Genomic DNA, 18,354 nt, shown 5'->3' on the forward strand with positions numbered 1-18,354 from the left:
TTCGCATTAAATCAGAATAATGCCCCAGGTCAGCACAATCAGGGTTAATGCCACAAATTGAGCCGCGCTTCCCATATCTTTGGCATTTTTAGACAGCTCATGGCGTTCCAGCGAAATACGGTCTACTGTGGCTTCAATAGCAGAATTAATCAGTTCAATGATGAGTGCCAACAGACAGACTGCGATCAGCATCGCCTGTTCAACCCGGCTGACGGGTACAAAAAAACTGAGCGGAATTAAGATCATATTTAGCAATACAATTTGCCTGAATGCGGCTTCATTTTTAAAAGCCGATCTGAATCCTGAAAGTGAATAAGCAGTGGCTGCCAAAATCCGTTTCAGACCTGTTTTACCTTTATCAGCAGAATACAAACTCATTATCTTCAACCATTAAATACAGACCTAAAGCATAGTCAAGCCAGCTTAAAGAAAGATTAAAAATACTGTCATTCAGTTTAAATTCTTGTATTTCTATCTGACCAAACTTGTATTGCTGGAATCTTAATCAAGCATGGGTTTATTAAGCTATTTGATCTCGATCTAGAACATGCATGGCCCAGATGGCAGCAGGAATCCAGCCTAAAATCGAAACCTGCAATAAAAGACATACGATGGCTTCAAAGGGTTTATGAATGGTCATAAATAACGACCAGGGGAAAATAAATGCAATCACTAGCTTCATTTTAAAAATCCTCTCTTTCCAAAGGGTAAATGGATCGAGTAAAAAGGATAAAACGTAAAAATCACTTATATTTTGGATGACCTGCTATTGTTAATTTTTAATCTCTGGCTCAGGTGGCACTCCGCTTTATGGGATATTTTCTGGCATGATCAAAATAATGGGTATTCATGAAGAATCACTCTAAACAATATTTTTAAAGCCTAATGCAGTGAGCTTAAATCAAGCTTAAAAATATATTGAATCATTTTCATGCTCTGATATTTTCAAGTAAGATATTGACGTTTTAATGAAATACCCTTTACTTTCATCAGTGTTATGCAACAAGTTTTGATTCGAATCGAAGCTTAGAGCCTCAAGCTTCTTACTGTAAAACTGATGGCGACTGGGCAGGTTTCAGCTCGGGAGACACACGCCAAATGGTATCACCCACATCATCCGCCACTAAAATGGCACCCGAGGAATCTATAACAACACCGACAGGCCGCCCAAACGCTTCGCCCTGATCACTTAAAAAGCCAGTCAAGACATCTTGAGGTTGGGCTGAAGGCTGGCCATTTTGAAAGGGAACAAAAATCACTTTATAGCCACTATGCGGCTTGCGGTTCCATGAACCATGCTGACCAATCAGCGCACCATGACGATATTGCGGCATCAGGTCTGCTGTATAAAAGCTTAAGCCCAATGATGCAGTATGATTTCCCAGTGCATAATCTGGCGGAATCGCCCGTGCAACCAGCGCAGGGTTTTGCGGTTTGACCCGTGTATCGACATGTTGGCCATAATAGCTATAAGGCCAGCCATAAAAAGCACCATCTTTAACGGAGGTCAGGTAATCGGGCACTAGATCATTACCGAGTTCGTCACGTTCATTGACCACTGTCCAAAGGGTGCCGCTCTGAGGTTGCCAGTCCATGCCATTCGGGTTGCGTAATCCGGTCGCAAACGCTCGTGCCTGAGCAGTGGCCAGATCAAACTCCATAATCAGTGCCCGGCCCTGTTCCTGATCCAACCCATTTTCGGCCACGTTACTGTTGGAACCGACCGTAATATAAAGTTTGTTGCCGGCTGGATTGGCAATCACGTTTTTGGTCCAGTGATGATTTAAGCGTCCGGCTGGTAAATCCAATACCTTGCTGCCGGCTGCGGTAATTTGAGTAGCTCCTGCCTGATAAGGAAAACGCATCAGGGCATCAGTATTGGGCACGTACAGCATATTGCCGACCAGCGCCATGCCAAATGGAGAATTGAGATTCTGTAAAAATACGGTTTTCTGATCAGCGACCCCATCGCCATTGGTGTCCCGAAGCAGACTGATACGGTTGGCACTCGGATGCGATGAACCTGCTCGCTGCATCACCCACTTCATGATTTTGCCTTTAATGCCTTTGCTATCATCGGGCTTGGGCGGTGCATCGGTTTCGGCCACAAGTACATCTCCATTTGGCAGTACATAGAGCCAGCGCGGATGCTGCAACCCTTGGGCAAATGCCTGAACGTTTAAACCTGGAGCAGCGGTTGGCATCTTGCCTTCAGGCCAGCCTTTGGCAGGTGCAATATTGACTGTAGGCAACAAGCTGGATTTCGGTTTGGGCAAGTGTGGCTGGGAACCGTAGCTATCAGCAACTGGAGACTTGGATGGCATCGCACAAGCGGTCATCGTCAATAAAATTGCAAAGCTACCAGGCAAAAAAAAGTGAAGCAGCTGAATAGGCATTATTGTCTCTTGTTATTTTTTATCATGATTTACTTACTTTAAAAAACAATTGGCGCTGCCACTAGTTTGTTCATGTTTTTTCTGGTTATGAATTGGTTATCAGGATCGAGTCATACCCGTTTTTCTGTTCACTGCAACCTGAAAACAAGAGTTTTAAGCGAATAACCATCAGTCACTCAATCCGTGCTGATGGTCATTCATTCAGACATGATACGTCCCAACATTAGGTGTCTTGCTCAGGTCTCATTTACAAGGACTACGTTAGACCTGACGATAAGACAGCATTTCCAGGGTGATTTTTTTCACTTCATTGCGGCTTTGCCGAATATGCAGCTCTAATGTGCCCAGACAGCCCACTAAGTCTCGAGCCAGCAGCTGTGTTAAAATCTGCTGATGCTCGGCATAAGTCGCTTCGATCCGGTCATCTTTGGAAAAATCCAGACGGCGTATGATGCGAATTTTTTCACTGAGCTCATGATGAATCCTGGCCATTTCTGCATTACCTGCCGCAATGACCAGCTGGCAGTGGAATGCTTCATCTTGTACAGATAACCGTTTGAGGTCATAGATATACTGCTCAGGCTCGATACACCAGGTTTGAAGCAAAACGGCCAAGGCAGCTTTGAGCTGAAGGTCAGGCATGTGACAGAGTTGTTCCACTGCATGACATTCAAGCAAAATCCGCAGATCATACAGCTCTTCATAAGCCTTGAAGTTCAGCGGCCGGACTTGCCAGCCACTTCTAAACTGCACGTCGACATAGCCTTCTTGCTGTAAACGGTACAAGGCTTGCCGAATCGGAGTACGGCTGACCGCATAGGTTTCAGCAATTTCAGATTCAGTAAAACGCTCCCCCGGCATCAGTTTAAAGTCGAAAATGTCATTTTTAATGTTCTGGAATACCCGCTCAGACAGATTGTCTGAGCTTTTTCCTGATTTAGGGATCGGATTGCGGACAAGGGTCATAGCTTGAATCCATCATTCCATATAGACCAAGGGTTCACCACTATGCACGGTCTGGCCAGACCGGCAGATAATGGCTTTGACAATGCCATCATCATCGGCATATACCGGCAATTCCATTTTCATGGCTTCAATAATGGCCACCGTGTCGCCTTTTTTCACAATCTGTCCGGCTTCAACAAAGACTTTCCAGATATTGCCCGTCATCGAGGCATTTAAAGGCACATACTGGCTATAGTCGGTATTATCCTGCACGATTTCCATTTCTGCCGGTGCATCGAACTCGTCTTTCCAGCGTGCAACTTCGCTGCTAAAAGCTGCCTGTTGCTGCGCTTTAAAGGCGGCAATACTGTCTTGCTCGGTGGCAAGAAAGTCTTGATACGCTGCAAAATCAAATTCGCTTTCTTCAATTTTGATTTCGGCCTGACCATGCGCAAAGTCAGCGCGGAACTGATCCAGTTCGGCTTCAGTCACTTCGTAATATTTGATCTGGTCAAAGAAGCGTAAGAACCATTGCTGATCGCCAAACTGCTTGTTCTTTTTAAACTTGTTCCAGATGGGCACGGTGCGGCCAATCAGCTGGTAGCCACCCGGTGAATCCATGCCATAAATGCACATATACATGCCGCCAATGCCGACTGTGCCTTCAGCGGTAAAAGTACGTGCCGGATTATATTTGGAACTGAGCAAGCGGTGGCGTGGATCTATCGGCACTGCACATGGAGCCGTCAGATAGACATCGCCTAGACCTAAAATCAGATAATTGGCATCAAAAATAATGTCCTTGACTTGCTGACGGCTGCATAAACCATTAATACGCTGAATAAAATCGACGTTGTTTGGCAACCACGGTGCTTTGGCACAGACGCTTTCCTGATAACGTTCCACTGCACCCAAAGTTGCGGAGTCTTCAAAGGCCATAGGCAAATGGATAATTCGTGATGGCACCTTAATGTCACGTAAATCACCCATCTGCTGTTCAAGGCCGAGCAGGAAGTGAATCAGTTGCTGCTGGCTAAAACGCAGGCCATCATATTTGATCTGTAATGATCGTACTCCTGGCGACAATTCTAAAATGCCGTCAATATCAGCTGCACGAATTAACTGCATCAAGCGATGTACACGTAAACGTAAGGCTAAATCCAGTACGTTATCGCCATATTCCAGCAGGATATAGCTGTCACCGGCCTGACGATAGACTGCTTTCGGTGTATCTTGTGTCGCCTCACGCAGTGCAATAATACTGTCCGAAGATACTGCAACAGCTTCCGTTTCGACGCTCATTGCACCCTTGGCAAAATTTTCAATCGTTTCAATTTGCTGCTGTTCCAAGGCATTGGCCTGTTCTACCGAGATTGGATAGAAGCTAATCGTGTCATCGGCTTTCAACTGTCCGATTTTCCAGAGTTCAGCTTTGGCGATGGTGACCGGACAGACAAAGCCACCCAGACTTGGGCCATCTTTGGCCAGAATGACCGGAAAATCGCCAGTAAAGTTAATTGCACCAATCGCATATTCACAATCATGTACATTGGACGGATGTAAGCCTGCTTCACCGCCATTTTCACGCGCCCAGCTTGGCGTCGGCCCGGTTAAACGGATACCCAGACGATTCGAGTTAAAATGCACTTTCCAGCTTGAGGCAAAAAACTCATCAATATATTCAGCTTTAAAGAAATCCGGTGCACCATGCGGGCCATACAGCACACCAATTTTCCATTCCTTGCCATAACGTGGAATCAGATCGGTTGCCAGCGCTTCAGGTGCTGCAATTGCCAAAGGTAGACCATCGGCAGCCAGATCGGGATTGACCATTTTAATCATGTCGCCAGCACGTAATACACGGCCTGCATGTCCACCAAAATTACCTAAAGCAAACGTGGAACGACTGCCCAAGTATTCCGGTACATTTAAACCATTTCGCACCGCCAGATAAGTCCGGCAACCGGACTCAACCTGACCGATTTTTAAGCTTTGTCCAGCTTTGACCTGAACCGGTTGCCAGAAATCTACGGCAGCACCATCCAGACTCACCGCACACGGCGCACCGGTTAAGGCAATCACATTATCTGCATGAAACTTCAAGACTGGCCCTTGTAAGGTAAATTCAAAACCGGCAGCAGCCTGGGCATTGCCGACAATTTTATTGGCCAGCTGGAATGCATAATCATCCATTGGGCCTGATGGCGGTACACCAATATCCCAATAGCCAACCCGTCCCGGATAATCCTGAATTGAACTTTGAGTACCGGCCTGAATCACTTCGATGACATTTGGCACATACTGGAAATCATCCAGCATGCGGGTCCAGATCTGCATCTGTTCAAAACGCGGATCTGAAATAACGCTATGGGCATAATCCAGATTGGTGCTAATGCCATTGAGACGGGTTTCAGCGAGCGCTGTTTTCAATTGATTAATTGCAGTTTCACGATCTTTGGCATGCACGATAATCTTGGCAATCATTGGATCAAAGTATTGCGAAATTTCAGTTCCTGTACTGACCCAGGTATCGACCCGGATATTTTCAGGGAAAAACACATCGGTCAAAACACCCGGACTTGGCTGGAAACTCTTGATCGGATCTTCGGCATAGATCCGTACTTCAATCGCGGCACCTTGTGGCTGAAGACTGCGTAGCTGCTGCCAGTCAAGGGCATCGCCGGCGGCAACTTTGAGCATGCATTCAATCAGGTCTAAACCGGTCACCATTTCAGTGACAGGATGCTCTACCTGCAAACGGGTATTCACTTCAAGGAAGTAAAATTCATCACGTGCTGCATCATAAATAAATTCGACTGTACCAGCACTGCGATATTTGACCGACTGGCCGAGTTCAACCGCTGCTTGATGCAGTTTTTGCCGCGTCGCTTCCGGCAAATGTGCCGCCGGAGTTTCCTCAACCACTTTTTGGTTACGGCGCTGCAATGAACAGTCACGCTCACCCAAAGCGACAACCTGTCCCTGACCATCCCCAAAAATCTGTACTTCGACATGGCGGGCTTTATCGATAAAGCATTCCAGAAATACCCCGGCATCTTTAAAGAACTGCTCGCCCAGACGTTTCACACTCTCAAATGCATCGCGCAAGGCTTCTGCATCATCACAGCGGGTTAAACCGATACCACCACCGCCTGCCGTGCTTTTTAGCATGATCGGATAGCCAATTTTTTCCGCTTCTGCCAAGGCTTCATCCAGACTGTTTAACAGACCTGTGCCCGGTGTCATCGGGACATTGGCCGCAGCAGCAAGTTCACGGGCACGATGTTTTAAACCAAATTCTAAAATCTGTTCGGCGGTCGGCCCCATAAAGGCAATGCCATTTTCTTCACAGACACGTGAGAACTCGGCACTTTCAGACAGGAAACCATAACCCGGGAAAATTGCTTCAGCTCCCGTTTGCTTGGCTGCGGCAATCAGTTTTTCAATACTTAAATAGGTATCGCCTGGTTTGCTACCGTCCAGTGCCACGGCAATATCGGCATCCAGTACATGTTGCGCATAACGATCTGTGTCTGAATATACCGCGGCACTGGTCACGCCTAATTTTTTCAAGGTGCGAATGGCGCGAACAGCAATTTCGCCCCGGTTTGCAATCAGTACAGTTTTAAACATGGGAATCCCCTATCTTTCTGAATTTTTTTAAATACTTTTGAATACTGTTTATTTCTTTAAGCTGTAGTCTTGGTGTTTTGCTGATGAAGCTGCTGGATATAGGCACGCCACCCGCCAAGCTCGCTGATCTCTGTTGCACCCTTTAAGCCATAAGGTTCACAAATAAAGCCTTTCACCCAGCGGCCGTCGGCAAGTTCGACATTTCCCATACCAAGCGGTGTTGGAATTTCTGCGACAAATTCACCAAAACGGGCTTGGGGAATATCCCAAAGTTCGACAATAATCTGATGGCCTGCCCCATCCTCAACCCGCGCCAAACCTGGTTTAGGCGGTACAGTTCCCGGCAAGGCATACAGGGCGTAATCGGCAGAGGTCTGGGTGGTCTCGACATGCACGGCATTGCGTGTGCTGAGCTGAAAATTTAGCGGCATGCCGGTCAGATGTGCACCGACAACGGCAACACGGAAATGATGCTCTGATACCTGGCTATTGGTTGGCTGAAATAGTGGCAGGGTTTTGTTTAAAGCCCCGAGTGACAGTTGGGTGTGCTGCTGCCATTTGCTGGCAAAATCAGCCAAGGCTGCATCATGCCAGGCCGGTGCAATCAGGGTAATCCCAAAGGGCAAGCCATCCGCACGGAAACCGGCAGGTACTGCCAGAGCACTTAAGTCTGCAAGATTGGTAAAATTGGTATACGTTCCAAAATGGCTATTATTTTCAATCGGTGCTGCGGCCATTTCAGCAAGGGTATGGATAGTTGGTGAACTCGGTACAATCAGGGCATCAAATTCGCTTAATTGTGCTTGAATCACCCGGGTCAGATCCTGTTTGAGATATTCAGCCTGATAGGCATCCACTGCGGAATATTGCTGACCTTTTTGAATGATCTCTAACACGGTTGGATCAAAAGCTTCAGCATTGCTTAGCAGTAAATCTTCTACCGCAGCTGTACGCTCTGCTACCCACGAACCCTGATAAAGCTGTGCAGCCAAAGCTGAAAATGCCGAGAAATCAATCGGTGTAATCGTAGCACCCATCGCCTCAAGTTCTGTTAACGCTGCTTGATAGGCCGCCGCAGACTGTTGATCTGCGAAAAATTCCAGTTGTGCCGGAATGGCAAAATGAGGTTTGCCATTAAATTTTGCTGGTGCGGTATTCGGATTTTGCCGTGAATAGCTGTCTTTGGCATCATAGCCTTCTATCACTTTAGCCACAGCTTCAGCATCTGTGACGGTCAAGGCAAATATTGAAATGCAGTCCAGACTTTTACAGGCAGGTAATAAACCGCTATTTGAAAAACGTCCCTTGGTCGGTTTTAACCCCACAATATTGTTAAATGCAGCCGGTACACGGCCAGACCCCGCGGTATCGGTTCCCAAGGCAATCGGCACTAAACCACGTGCCACCACACTTGCAGAACCAGAGCTTGAGCCACCACTGACATAGTCCGGATTGAAGGTATTCGGCACAGCACCAAATGGAGAACGTGTCCCAACCAGACCGGTAGCAAACTGATCCAGATTGGTTTTAGCCACAATAATCGCACCGGCCTGTTTCAGACGTGTCACGACAAAGGCATCTTGCTGTTTAATGTCGCTTAAAACTTTACATGCCGCCGTAGTGGCAAATCCTGCTACATCAATATTGTCTTTGACGGCAACAGGGATGCCGTATAAAGGCAGTTGCTCGGCATTTTCTATTGTTTTGAGTGCAGCAATTTGTGCACTGAGAACTTCATTCGTCGCAATTGAAATCCAGGCCGGATCATTTGGGTCAAATTGGGCAACCAGCTGATAAAGATCATCCAGTTGAATCTGTTTTTGTTGATAAGCTTCGCGCCATTCTGGGACTGTCCAACCGATCATTTTTTGATTAAGCATTTTGCATCCAATCTTGTATCCAAGTTTGAATACTCTATGCAGAACTTATGCCAATTTAATTTTTATATAAATTTCATCAACTTAAATTATTTCGGAAGTTTTGATAATTACAGGATTGCATGCGGTGTTTATTTTTGGTTCATCTGGTTTTCAATTCAGTGCAAAAATCTGGCTAGTTCAATCTTTGGCTTTTGCGATGATTTGCACATCCGATTATTTTCATTACCCAACTTTAAACATCCCATATAAAAGCCCATTTTTTGATGAGCTTTTAAGTTTAGACAAGACTTGGATGATCCTAAATCGGGGGGATTGATGCACCAGAAAGTGCGATATTTGTCTGCTATGCTTTACATAAATAACCAAAACAGATGATCCGAACAGTTGAATAGGCTTGCGCTACCAAGCCAGTGAAACGACTAATCAGATCTTCACAGCTCAACCACGAACTGCCGCTTCGATCACGGCGATATCAATTTTCTGCATGCTCATCATTGCATCAAAAGTGCGCTTGGCAGCGGCACGGTCAGAACTGGCCAATCCCTGCATGAGCGCGATGGGTATAATCTGCCAGGAAATGCCCCACCTGTCTTTACACCAGCCACACTCGCTTTCCTGACCGCCATTGCCAACGATTGCATTCCAGTAACGGTCGGTTTCTTGCTGATCCTCCGTCGCGACCTGAAATGAAAAAGCTTCGTTATGCTGAAATGTCGGACCACCATTCAGCCCCACACATGCAACACCCAGCACCCTAAATTCGACAGTTAATATATCGCCTTCTTTTCCGGATGGATAATCTCCGGGTGCACGGTGTACCGCGCCAACCGAGGAATCTGGAAAGGTCTCGGCATAAAACCGTGCAGCAGCTTCAGCATCATTTTCATACCAAAGGCAGATGGTGTTCTTTGTAATATTCATCATGTTTCATCTCCATTGATCCAGGTCTTACGCGCTCTGCCTAACTACAATGTTTTGTCTATCAGGTTAAGCAATCAGCTCCCCCTTTCTCTATATTTCACCCAAAAACACAATCACCCTGTTCCAGATTTGTACCTTTATTAATCAAAATCTGTTTCATACATAGCAAAAGGATCATGTAGAAACCAATCACTCAGAGAAAATTAAAAATATGGCATTTTAAGGAGCAAATAACTCAATGCCTTGGCTTGACCAATTTTAATCAAGTTGCAACAGATTAGATTCATGGCAAAATCTGCTGAATTTAAATAATTTTATAGCTCGTCATAGCAGAACGAAGATCACAATTATTTTTTACTTTTCCCGAATTCCCACTTAGACTAGAGCACACTTTTGTTAGATCTGCTTTTGCCTTATGACCATTCAAGAATTAAGAAGATACCTGCGTAAAACACGTCGTCATCTTTCTAAATTTGAGCAAAGGCAAGCTGCACAAAAAGTACTAAACCACCTGTTAGGTAGTCCACAGTTTATTCATGCCAAGCATATCGGTATTTACCTGCATGCCTTTGGTGAGATTCATACCCAAGCCATTATTGAAAGCTGCTTTAAACTGGGCAAACAGGTCTATCTGCCTGCAATTTGCGACATGAATCAGCAACTGGTCTGGATTCGGATTAGCCGGCATCAATATCGCAACAGGCGCTTTGCCTATCATCGTCTGGGAATGCGGGAGCCGATGAGCACCCGTGGCATGCATGTTTCCAGACTGGATCTATTGATCATGCCACTGCTGGCCTGTGACTATTCAGGTACACGCATTGGTATGGGTGGCGGTTTCTATGATCGCACCTTGGCCTCTGCTCGTGCTCGCCCGTTCCGTCTGGGTCTGGCGCATGACTTTCAGCTGCTGGCACAGCCTTTAAAACGGGAAAAATGGGATCAGCCCCTGGATGCTTTAATTACCCCAACTGTTTTTTTACGCTTCAAACGTTAATTTTGCAATTTCCCGGTTGTGAACTACTTTAAAATCACATAATTAGTCATTTTTTGCACAATTTAATCCTAACTCCCCTTGTATTTTTTAAATTACCCATCACTATTAAAAACATGGCAACACCGTTGTCACTCATTAGGAGTGCTCATGTCTGAAATTATTATGAATCAAGAAACCTTAGAGCCTCAGGTTCCAAGTGTACTACCCCTTTTGGCGCTGCGTGATGTGGTGGTTTATCCGCACATGCAAATTGCGCTGTTTGTCGGTCGTGAAAAATCGATCAATGCAGTTGATGTGGCTCGTAACAGTGACAATCTAGTATTTGTGGTTGCGCAAAAAGATTCGCTTACAGAAGAAATTGATCACGACAATTTATATCAATACGGTACTGTCGCGAAGATTGTGCAAGTTGTGAATCACGAAAATGATGAAAACTGTATCAAAGTCCTGATTGAAGGACTGCATCGTGCCAAGCTGAAAACTATCATTGACGAAAATGAGTATCTGACAGCAGAGCATGAACTCAGCCCAATGACGGTTACGGTTGATGAAGACACTCAAGCTGTACGCTTGCAAGAATTACGTGCGCTTTTCGCTCAATATGCAGAAGCGAAGCTACGTAATGCGCGTGAACTGATCACCGCAGCCAACAAAATTGAAGACCTGTTACAGTTATTATTCTTTGTCGCAACCCGTGTGCCGTTGAATATTGATGTTAAACAGAAATTCCTGGAACACGACGAATTCGAAGCACATCTGACTGAGCTGATGACCTATCTATTGCAACAATCTGAAGAACAGCAGATTGAGCAAACCCTGCATGATTCGGTTAAACGTCAGATGGAAAAGAACCAGCGCGAATACTTCCTGAATGAAAAAATGAAAGTCATTCAGCGCGAGCTTTCTGATATGAACGGCGGCGCGGAAGATGATGTCGCTGAAATTGAAAAACGTCTTGCTGAAGCAGATTTGCCTGAGCATGTGCGCAAGAAAGCTGAAAACGAATTCCGTAAACTGAAAGCGATGCAGCCTGCTTCAAGTGAAGCGGCAGTGGTTCGCAACTATCTGGAAGTCATTCTGGATACACCGTGGAATAAAGCCAGCAAAGTCAGCATTAACCTGAACAAGGCCCAGGAAATTCTGGATGCAGATCACTACGGCCTGGACGATGTCAAAGACCGTATCGTGGAATATCTTGCGGTTCAGTCACGGGTGAAAAAACTGCGTGGCCCGATCCTGTGCTTAGTCGGTCCTCCAGGTGTAGGTAAAACTTCACTCGGTGAGTCGATTGCCAAAGCCACTGGTCGTGAGTTTGTGCGTATGGCCTTGGGTGGTGTACGTGACGAAGCCGAGATTCGTGGTCATCGTCGTACTTATATCGGTGCGATGCCAGGTAAAATTGTGCAGTCATTGACTAAAGTGGGCGTGAAAAACCCGTTGTTCCTGCTCGATGAAATCGACAAGATGGCCCAAGACTACCGTGGCGATCCGGCTTCTGCGATGCTCGAAGTCCTCGATCCATCACAGAACAACAAGTTCAGCGATCACTATCTGGATCTGGATCTGGACCTGTCTGAAGTAATGTTTATCTGTACTGCAAACAGCATGAACATTCCTGAAGCCTTGCTGGATCGGATGGAAGTGATTCGTCTTCCAGGGTATACCGAAGAAGAGAAAGTCAATATTGCTGACCGTTACCTGGTACCCAAAGCCATCAAAAATAATGGCCTGCGTGCTAAAGAGTTAACTGTGCATGAAGAAGCGATTCGTGACATCGTGCGTCGTTATACCCGTGAAGCCGGTGTACGTAGTCTTGAGCGTGAAGTATCCAAAATTGCACGTAAAGTGGTCAAAGAAGCAGTCAGCAAGAAAGCCAAAAACCTTCATATTGAAGTTGATGCAGGCAATCTTCCAGACTACTTGGGTCCACACAAATTTGACTACGGTATGGCGGAAGAAGAAGCGCAAATCGGTCGTGTCAATGGTCTGGCCTGGACTTCTGTTGGCGGTGAATTGCTGACTATCGAGGTTGCAGCAGTTCCTGGTAAGGGCAAGTTCATTACCACCGGCTCTCTGGGCGATGTCATGAAAGAGTCGATTACCGCTGCGATGACTGTGGTGCGTACCCGCGCAGATGAGCTTGGCATTGAAGCCTCTCGTTTCGAAGAAACCGATGTACACGTACATTTGCCGGAAGGTGCGACACCAAAAGATGGTCCATCAGCAGGTTTGGCACTCACTACGGCACTGGTCTCTGCGTTCACAGGTATCCCGATTCGTCCGGATATCGCGATGACCGGTGAAACCAGTCTGGGCGGCCGTGCACTGCGTATCGGTGGTTTGAAAGAGAAACTTCTTGCAGCCCATCGTGGTGGCATCAAGCTGGTGTTCATTCCACAGGAAAACGTACGTGACCTGGCGGAAATTCCAGAGAATGTAAAAGAAGGTCTAGAGATTAAAGCAGTGAAATCGATTGATGAGATTTTACCGCTGGCACTGACCTCTTTGCCAAAAGCTCTGGTTAAAGCGCCTATTGTCAAAACCAAAGAACAAGCAAAAGCAGCACGTCATTAAGATTGGCTGATTTGCACAAAAAAACCCTGCTCCGGCAGGGTTTTTTATCAAGTATAGAAACTGATTAAGGTTGTAAGGCCATTGCCACCAGTCCATCAACCACATAGCTCATCTTCCTCAGATCCAGTTTATCCAAGGTATCCAGCTCAGTATTGTAATAAGGATTACGATAATGCGCAGTATCGGTAATCAGCATGGTCGAATAGTTGAATTTGGCATAATTCAGATAACCCGAAAAATTCATATCCTGAGCAAATGTCGGACTGACAAAACGCTGACAATCCAGACGGTTAAGACTTTGCATGGCGGCACAATAATCTCCGGTCATTCCAGTCGAGGCTAAATGTCCAATCGCTGCAATAAAGTTGCCATGATCTGGGTAGATCCATTTCAATCCTAGCGGATAAGTCTGCACCAGATTTTCATCAAAATAGCCAATTGAATCCAGAATCACCACGCCTTTCAGTTTTTGCTTTTGTTTCTTGAGCGACTTGGCATGAATATAGCTGCCCATATGTTCTGTCTTGAAAAAAGGCGGCTCTTCCAGGGTATAAAAAGCAAATTCGATCTCATGTTTGAGTCTGGATTTCTGTAAGGCCAGTAATCTTGCAGTTTCCAGTAAACCTGCCACTCCCGAGGCATTGTTGTCAGCACCATAACGATCACTCAAGACATCATAATGCGTGCCCATGACCATTTTAGTTTTGGCCTGGGGGTTGAGCCGACAAATCACATTTCGGTAGCTTAGGCTATTTACGACATAAACCTGAAATTCACAGGGAATACCAAAACGCTGCATCTGCCCTTTAATCCATGCAGACACCCGGTTCAGCTCTTTAAGATTCTTATAATTTCGAAATTCATCGACACTCATGATCTGGCTGAAAAACAATTCCAGATGAGGGATCTGGGCACGTGTGTTGCTATTGGCGGCACTGAAACTTGAACCGATCAGACCGACCGCTAACAGCAGCAAAGTACAACATCCTTTTATGATGACCTTAGTCCGCATTTATTATTATTCCATTGCTTTATCAAGCGGAGACTTGAACTCAGGACATTAAAGCAACACTAACTCCCTCATTTCAATTTCAATTTGTTTCCTGACTCAACTTCGTGTTGTTTGATCGTTATAATGAAGTATCCAATTATTGATCTGTCTGTATGAAAATCCGTATCCTGACCATTGGTCAAAAAATGCCAGCTTGGGTGCTGACTGGTTTTGAAGATTATTTCAAACGTATTCAGCCTTTTGTACAGACCCAGATCATTGAACTGCCGATGGCCAAGCGTGGCAAAAATGATTCTGAGGCAGATATTCTGAAATACCGCAATATCGAGGGTGACAGTATTCTAAATGCCCTCAAGCAGAATGAAACCCTGATTGCGCTGGAAGTTGGTGGACGTGAGTTCAGTACCGAAAAGCTGGCCGACACCATGAAAGGCTGGATGCAGGAAGGGAATGATGTCGTGCTGGCGATTGGTGGACCAGATGGGCACTCGGAAGCAGTTCGTAAAGCTGCTGCATGGCATTGGTCCCTGTCTAAGCTTACGCTACCGCATCCCATGGTTCGGGTGATGCTCATTGAACAACTATATCGTGCCATGACCATTAACCACAATCACCCCTATCATCGCGCAGGTTAATGATTTTGTTGAAGCGTTCTGTTTATGCAACGTTTTGTTGAATAATTTCCCCTGCTTTTCTCGCTATTTTTAATGCATTATTGAGACATCTTCTGGATGCGGTTTGACTTATGAACTTACAAACGTTGCCTGGCTTATTTATCTCTCACGGCTCTCCAATGCTGGCGCTGAATCCTGAGCAAGTGGGCCCTGCTCTGCATCGTTTAAGCGAAAACCTGCCACGTCCGGAAGCCATTATTATCATGTCAGCACACTGGGAAAGTGATGCATTGGAAGTCAGCAGCGCCATTCGACCAGAGACCTGGCATGATTTCCGTGGCTTCCCACCGGAGTTATATCAGTTACGCTATTCTGCACCGGGTCATCCTGAACTGGCCGAGCAGATTTTAGGCTTGCTGGCCAATGCCGGTTTTTCGGCACATGCCAACAGCACTCGCCCACGTGATCATGGGGTATGGATGCCGCTGCTACATATGTATCCAGATGCCGATATTCCAGTGGTCGAAATTTCCTTGCCTATGTCAATGAGTGCCGATGAAATCTATAAAATTGGTCAAAGTCTGGCGCCGCTTCGTGAACAGCAAATCCTGCTGATTGGTTCAGGCAGCATTACGCATAACCTGCGCGAACTGTCTTGGGACGGAACCGCTGCCGATGTCCCCGAATGGGCTTCGGGTTTCCGCAATTTTGTCGTGCATAAACTTACACATAGCGATTATGACGCGGTACTGGACTGGTCCAATATTCCTCACATGGCACGTAATCATCCTACCCTGGAACATTTTGCCCCGATTTTCTTTGCGATGGGCACGGGCACACGTTTTAGTGTGGTGCATAGCAGTTTCAGCATGGGTTCACTCGGCATGGATATTTATCGTTTCGACTAAGGATTATCGTCCCTCAACACTTTAAATATGGATACATTTTGCAACCAAAAAATGCAAGATGTATCCATATCTTTTAGAAATGTATCCGTTATCATTTTAATTCTTTGATCTTTATTATAAATCTATGAAATTAAAATTTATTGTACTGGCATTATTACCGCTCACCCTTGCAGCCTGTCAGTCAAGTGATATTCAGCAGGCTGGAGAGCATACCGTGACCATCCTACAACAAAAAAATGCAAAGCAGATTCTTTCAGCCTACCACTGGCAACTGGACCGTAGACTGGAACGGCCTATCGTACTCAGTTTTGATGCTCAAGGCCGCCTAAGCGCCGTGACGGGCTGTAATGGCCTTAGTACAAGCTGGTCTATAAAAAACAATATCATCAGCACCAGCGAAGTCATAGGCACCGAAATGGCTTGTGATGCGGCACTGATGCAACAGGAACGTTTTGTCAGCCAGCTTTTACAAAAGCGTGAAATTCCTTTTACGCTCAATACCACAAATCCTGACCAGCCGACTTTAATGCTAACTGCTGCCGATGGCCAAAAATATCAATTTAGCGGAAAAATGACTCCGGAAACCCGGTATCAGGGTCAGGCAGAAATGATCTTTCTGGAAATTTCCCCAGAAACCAAATCCTGTAGCGGTGTGGCTCAGCAAAGCTGCTTGCAAGTCAAAGAAGTTAAATATGATCAAAATGGTCTGAAGACTCAGGTGGATAAAGACTGGACATTATTTTATGACCAGATTGAAGGTTTTCAGCATTCCCCAAATGAACGCCAGATTATTCGGGTCAAACGTTTTGAAATTAACAACCCTGCGGCCGACCAGTCCAAATATGCTTATATTTATGACATGGCAGTCGAACGAGAAGCCGTAAAAGGCACCCTCTAAAAGACTCAGCCATAAAAAAACCGAGGCAATGGCCTCGGTTTTTTAAAGCGATACTAAGTCAGACTTAGAATACGCCCTGAGCAAGCATTGCATCAGCTACTTTTACGAAGCCTGCAATGTTGGCACCATCTACGTAGTTTACAGTACCGTCTTCTTTGGTACCGAATTTCACGCAGTTGCGGTGAATTTCTTTCATGATTGCATGTAAGCGCTCATCTACTTCTTCGAAAGTCCAGCCTAAACGCAATGCGTTTTGAGACATTTCCAGACCAGAAGTGGCAACACCACCAGCATTTGATGCTTTACCTGGTGCATACAAGATTTTCGCTTCAACGAATTTCTCAACAGCTTCCAGTGTAGAAGGCATGTTTGCACCTTCAGCCACACAGATCACGCCGTTTGCAAGCAGCTTTTCAGCATCATCGGCATCAAGTTCATTTTGAGTAGCACATGGCAATGCGATATCACATTTGATACCCCAAGGACGTTGGCCTTCAAAATATTCAAAACCATGTTTAGATGCGAACTCTGAAATACGGCCACGTTTCACATTTTTAAGTTCCATGACTTCAGCAAGAAGCGCATCAGTGAAACCGTCCTTAACGTGAACTGTACCGGCAGAGTCAGAAAGTGAAACCACTTTCGCACCCAGGTACATCGCTTTTTCAGCAGCATATTGCGCAACGTTACCAGAACCTGAAATCGCAACAACTTTATCCTTGAAGCTTTCGCCACGAGACTTGAGCATTTCCTCAGCGAAATACACAGTACCGTAACCTGTTGCTTCTGGACGTGCCAATGAACCACCGAAGGTTAAACCTTTACCGGTGAATACACATGCAGTGTCGTTACTTAATTTTTTCATCATGCCGGCCATATAGCCCACTTCACGACCGCCTACACCAATATCACCAGCCGGGATATCTGTGTTCGCACCAAGGTGACGATACAGTTCGATCATTAAAGCCTGGCAGAAACGCATGATTTCGCCTTCTGATTTACCTTTAGGGTCAAAATCAGAACCGCCTTTACCACCACCCATAGGCAGTGTAGTTAAAGCATTTTTAAATGTTTGCTCAAAGCCTAAGAATTTTAGGATTGAAAGATTCACTGAAGGGTGGAAACGCATCCCCCCTTTAAATGGACCGATCGCTGAGTTGTATTGTACGCGGAACGCACGGTTTACCTGAGTTTGACCTTGGTCATCTACCCAAGAAACCCGGAACTGGATCGCACGTTCTGGCTCAACTAGACGTTCTAGTAAACCATGTGCTGCGTATTGTGGATTCTTTTCAATGAATGGCCACAAACTGGTCATCACTTCTTCAACAGCTTGAAGAAATTCTGGTTGGTGTGCATCACGTGATTTTACGTAATCTAGGAACTCATTAAGTGTGTTGTATTTCAACGCTTAATCCTCAGCAGAAAATGGATCAAAATTGGTCAAATTTACAATCAATGTTAAATTTTGGCGCAAAATATTAAATATCTTTTGTAACTAATCTACAATACTTTTTTTTAAAATACTTTAAAAATTATTTGATAACAAATAATTATATTGATTATTAAAATTTTT

Annotated in this window: 14 protein-coding genes; 5 read left to right on the forward strand and 9 right to left on the reverse strand. The window is 45.5% G+C overall.

Translation table 11 applies throughout. The features are described 5' to 3' along the window. Window positions 1-6: 6 nt before the first annotated feature. The 7 genes from AC3IT7_RS10200 to AC3IT7_RS10230 form a co-directional block, all read right to left on the reverse strand. On the reverse strand, window positions 7-378 hold the full coding sequence (locus AC3IT7_RS10200) for a diacylglycerol kinase (protein WP_005093618.1): 372 nt from the start codon (window positions 376-378) through the stop codon (window positions 7-9). Window positions 379-520: 142 nt separating this feature from the next. Then, window positions 521-682, reverse strand: a complete 162-nt coding sequence (locus AC3IT7_RS10205; protein WP_475654093.1) for a YqaE/Pmp3 family membrane protein — start codon at window positions 680-682, stop codon at window positions 521-523. 361 nt (window positions 683-1,043) lie between these two features. Further along, window positions 1,044-2,339 carry a PQQ-dependent sugar dehydrogenase gene (locus AC3IT7_RS10210; RefSeq protein ID WP_489248388.1) on the reverse strand — a complete coding sequence of 432 codons (1,296 nt, stop codon included), beginning with the start codon at window positions 2,337-2,339 and terminating at the stop codon, window positions 1,044-1,046. A 318-nt stretch (window positions 2,340-2,657) separates the two neighbouring features. Beyond that, a complete protein-coding gene (locus AC3IT7_RS10215) occupies window positions 2,658-3,362 on the reverse strand; it encodes a GntR family transcriptional regulator (RefSeq protein ID WP_489248389.1) in 705 nt (234 codons plus the stop codon). A 12-nt stretch (window positions 3,363-3,374) separates the two neighbouring features. Then, complete coding sequence (uca, locus tag AC3IT7_RS10220; protein ID WP_489248390.1) at window positions 3,375-6,974, reverse strand: urea carboxylase; 3,600 nt, start codon at window positions 6,972-6,974, stop codon at window positions 3,375-3,377. 56 nt (window positions 6,975-7,030) lie between these two features. Beyond that, window positions 7,031-8,854 carry an allophanate hydrolase gene (atzF, locus tag AC3IT7_RS10225; RefSeq protein ID WP_489248391.1) on the reverse strand — a complete coding sequence of 608 codons (1,824 nt, stop codon included), beginning with the start codon at window positions 8,852-8,854 and terminating at the stop codon, window positions 7,031-7,033. A 438-nt stretch (window positions 8,855-9,292) separates the two neighbouring features. Then, complete coding sequence (locus tag AC3IT7_RS10230; RefSeq protein ID WP_489250004.1) at window positions 9,293-9,775, reverse strand: VOC family protein; 483 nt, start codon at window positions 9,773-9,775, stop codon at window positions 9,293-9,295. Window positions 9,776-10,190: 415 nt separating this feature from the next. On the opposite strand from AC3IT7_RS10230, the gene AC3IT7_RS10235 reads away from it, so the two are divergent. Both AC3IT7_RS10235 and lon read left to right on the forward strand, forming a co-directional pair. Beyond that, window positions 10,191-10,772, forward strand: a complete 582-nt coding sequence (locus AC3IT7_RS10235; protein ID WP_489248392.1) for a 5-formyltetrahydrofolate cyclo-ligase — start codon at window positions 10,191-10,193, stop codon at window positions 10,770-10,772. 147 nt (window positions 10,773-10,919) lie between these two features. Next, on the forward strand, window positions 10,920-13,346 hold the full coding sequence (gene lon, locus AC3IT7_RS10240; RefSeq protein ID WP_489248393.1) for an endopeptidase La: 2,427 nt from the start codon (window positions 10,920-10,922) through the stop codon (window positions 13,344-13,346). 64 nt (window positions 13,347-13,410) lie between these two features. Here the strand turns inward: lon and AC3IT7_RS10245 are convergent, their stop codons facing one another. Continuing rightward, window positions 13,411-14,358, reverse strand: coding sequence for a M28 family peptidase (locus AC3IT7_RS10245; protein ID WP_489248394.1), 948 nt, complete (start codon window positions 14,356-14,358; stop codon window positions 13,411-13,413). Window positions 14,359-14,510: 152 nt separating this feature from the next. Between AC3IT7_RS10245 and rlmH the strand changes: the two genes are divergently transcribed. The 3 genes from rlmH (at window position 14,511) to AC3IT7_RS10260 (ending at window position 16,778) form a co-directional block, all read left to right on the forward strand. Continuing rightward, on the forward strand, window positions 14,511-14,993 hold the full coding sequence (rlmH, locus tag AC3IT7_RS10250; RefSeq protein WP_475654077.1) for a 23S rRNA (pseudouridine(1915)-N(3))-methyltransferase RlmH: 483 nt from the start codon (window positions 14,511-14,513) through the stop codon (window positions 14,991-14,993). Between the two features lie 110 nt (window positions 14,994-15,103). Next, on the forward strand, window positions 15,104-15,880 hold the full coding sequence (locus AC3IT7_RS10255; RefSeq protein WP_489248395.1) for a DODA-type extradiol aromatic ring-opening family dioxygenase: 777 nt from the start codon (window positions 15,104-15,106) through the stop codon (window positions 15,878-15,880). A gap of 124 nt (window positions 15,881-16,004) precedes the next feature. After that, a complete protein-coding gene (locus AC3IT7_RS10260; protein ID WP_489248396.1) occupies window positions 16,005-16,778 on the forward strand; it encodes a DUF4377 domain-containing protein in 774 nt (257 codons plus the stop codon). 64 nt (window positions 16,779-16,842) lie between these two features. Here the strand turns inward: AC3IT7_RS10260 and gdhA are convergent, their stop codons facing one another. Continuing rightward, window positions 16,843-18,186, reverse strand: a complete 1,344-nt coding sequence (gdhA, locus tag AC3IT7_RS10265; protein ID WP_475654074.1) for an NADP-specific glutamate dehydrogenase — start codon at window positions 18,184-18,186, stop codon at window positions 16,843-16,845. Window positions 18,187-18,354 lie beyond the last annotated feature (168 nt).

The sequence above is a fragment of the Acinetobacter sp. KH_038 genome, assembly GCF_057839405.1.

Coding starts and splice junctions, on each gene's coding strand:
- AC3IT7_RS10200 (WP_005093618.1), bottom strand. CDS start 378: ATGAGTTTGTATTCTGCTGATAAAGGTAAAACAGGTCTGAAACGGATT.
- AC3IT7_RS10205 (WP_475654093.1), bottom strand. CDS start 682: ATGAAGCTAGTGATTGCATTTATTTTCCCCTGGTCGTTATTTATGACC.
- AC3IT7_RS10210 (WP_489248388.1), bottom strand. CDS start 2,339: ATGACCGCTTGTGCGATGCCATCCAAGTCTCCAGTTGCTGATAGCTAC.
- AC3IT7_RS10215 (WP_489248389.1), bottom strand. CDS start 3,362: ATGACCCTTGTCCGCAATCCGATCCCTAAATCAGGAAAAAGCTCAGAC.
- uca (WP_489248390.1), bottom strand. CDS start 6,974: ATGTTTAAAACTGTACTGATTGCAAACCGGGGCGAAATTGCTGTTCGC.
- atzF (WP_489248391.1), bottom strand. CDS start 8,854: ATGCTTAATCAAAAAATGATCGGTTGGACAGTCCCAGAATGGCGCGAA.
- AC3IT7_RS10230 (WP_489250004.1), bottom strand. CDS start 9,775: ATGAATATTACAAAGAACACCATCTGCCTTTGGTATGAAAATGATGCT.
- AC3IT7_RS10235 (WP_489248392.1), top strand. CDS start 10,191: ATGACCATTCAAGAATTAAGAAGATACCTGCGTAAAACACGTCGTCAT.
- lon (WP_489248393.1), top strand. CDS start 10,920: ATGTCTGAAATTATTATGAATCAAGAAACCTTAGAGCCTCAGGTTCCA.
- AC3IT7_RS10245 (WP_489248394.1), bottom strand. CDS start 14,358: ATGCGGACTAAGGTCATCATAAAAGGATGTTGTACTTTGCTGCTGTTA.
- rlmH (WP_475654077.1), top strand. CDS start 14,511: ATGAAAATCCGTATCCTGACCATTGGTCAAAAAATGCCAGCTTGGGTG.
- AC3IT7_RS10255 (WP_489248395.1), top strand. CDS start 15,104: ATGAACTTACAAACGTTGCCTGGCTTATTTATCTCTCACGGCTCTCCA.
- AC3IT7_RS10260 (WP_489248396.1), top strand. CDS start 16,005: ATGAAATTAAAATTTATTGTACTGGCATTATTACCGCTCACCCTTGCA.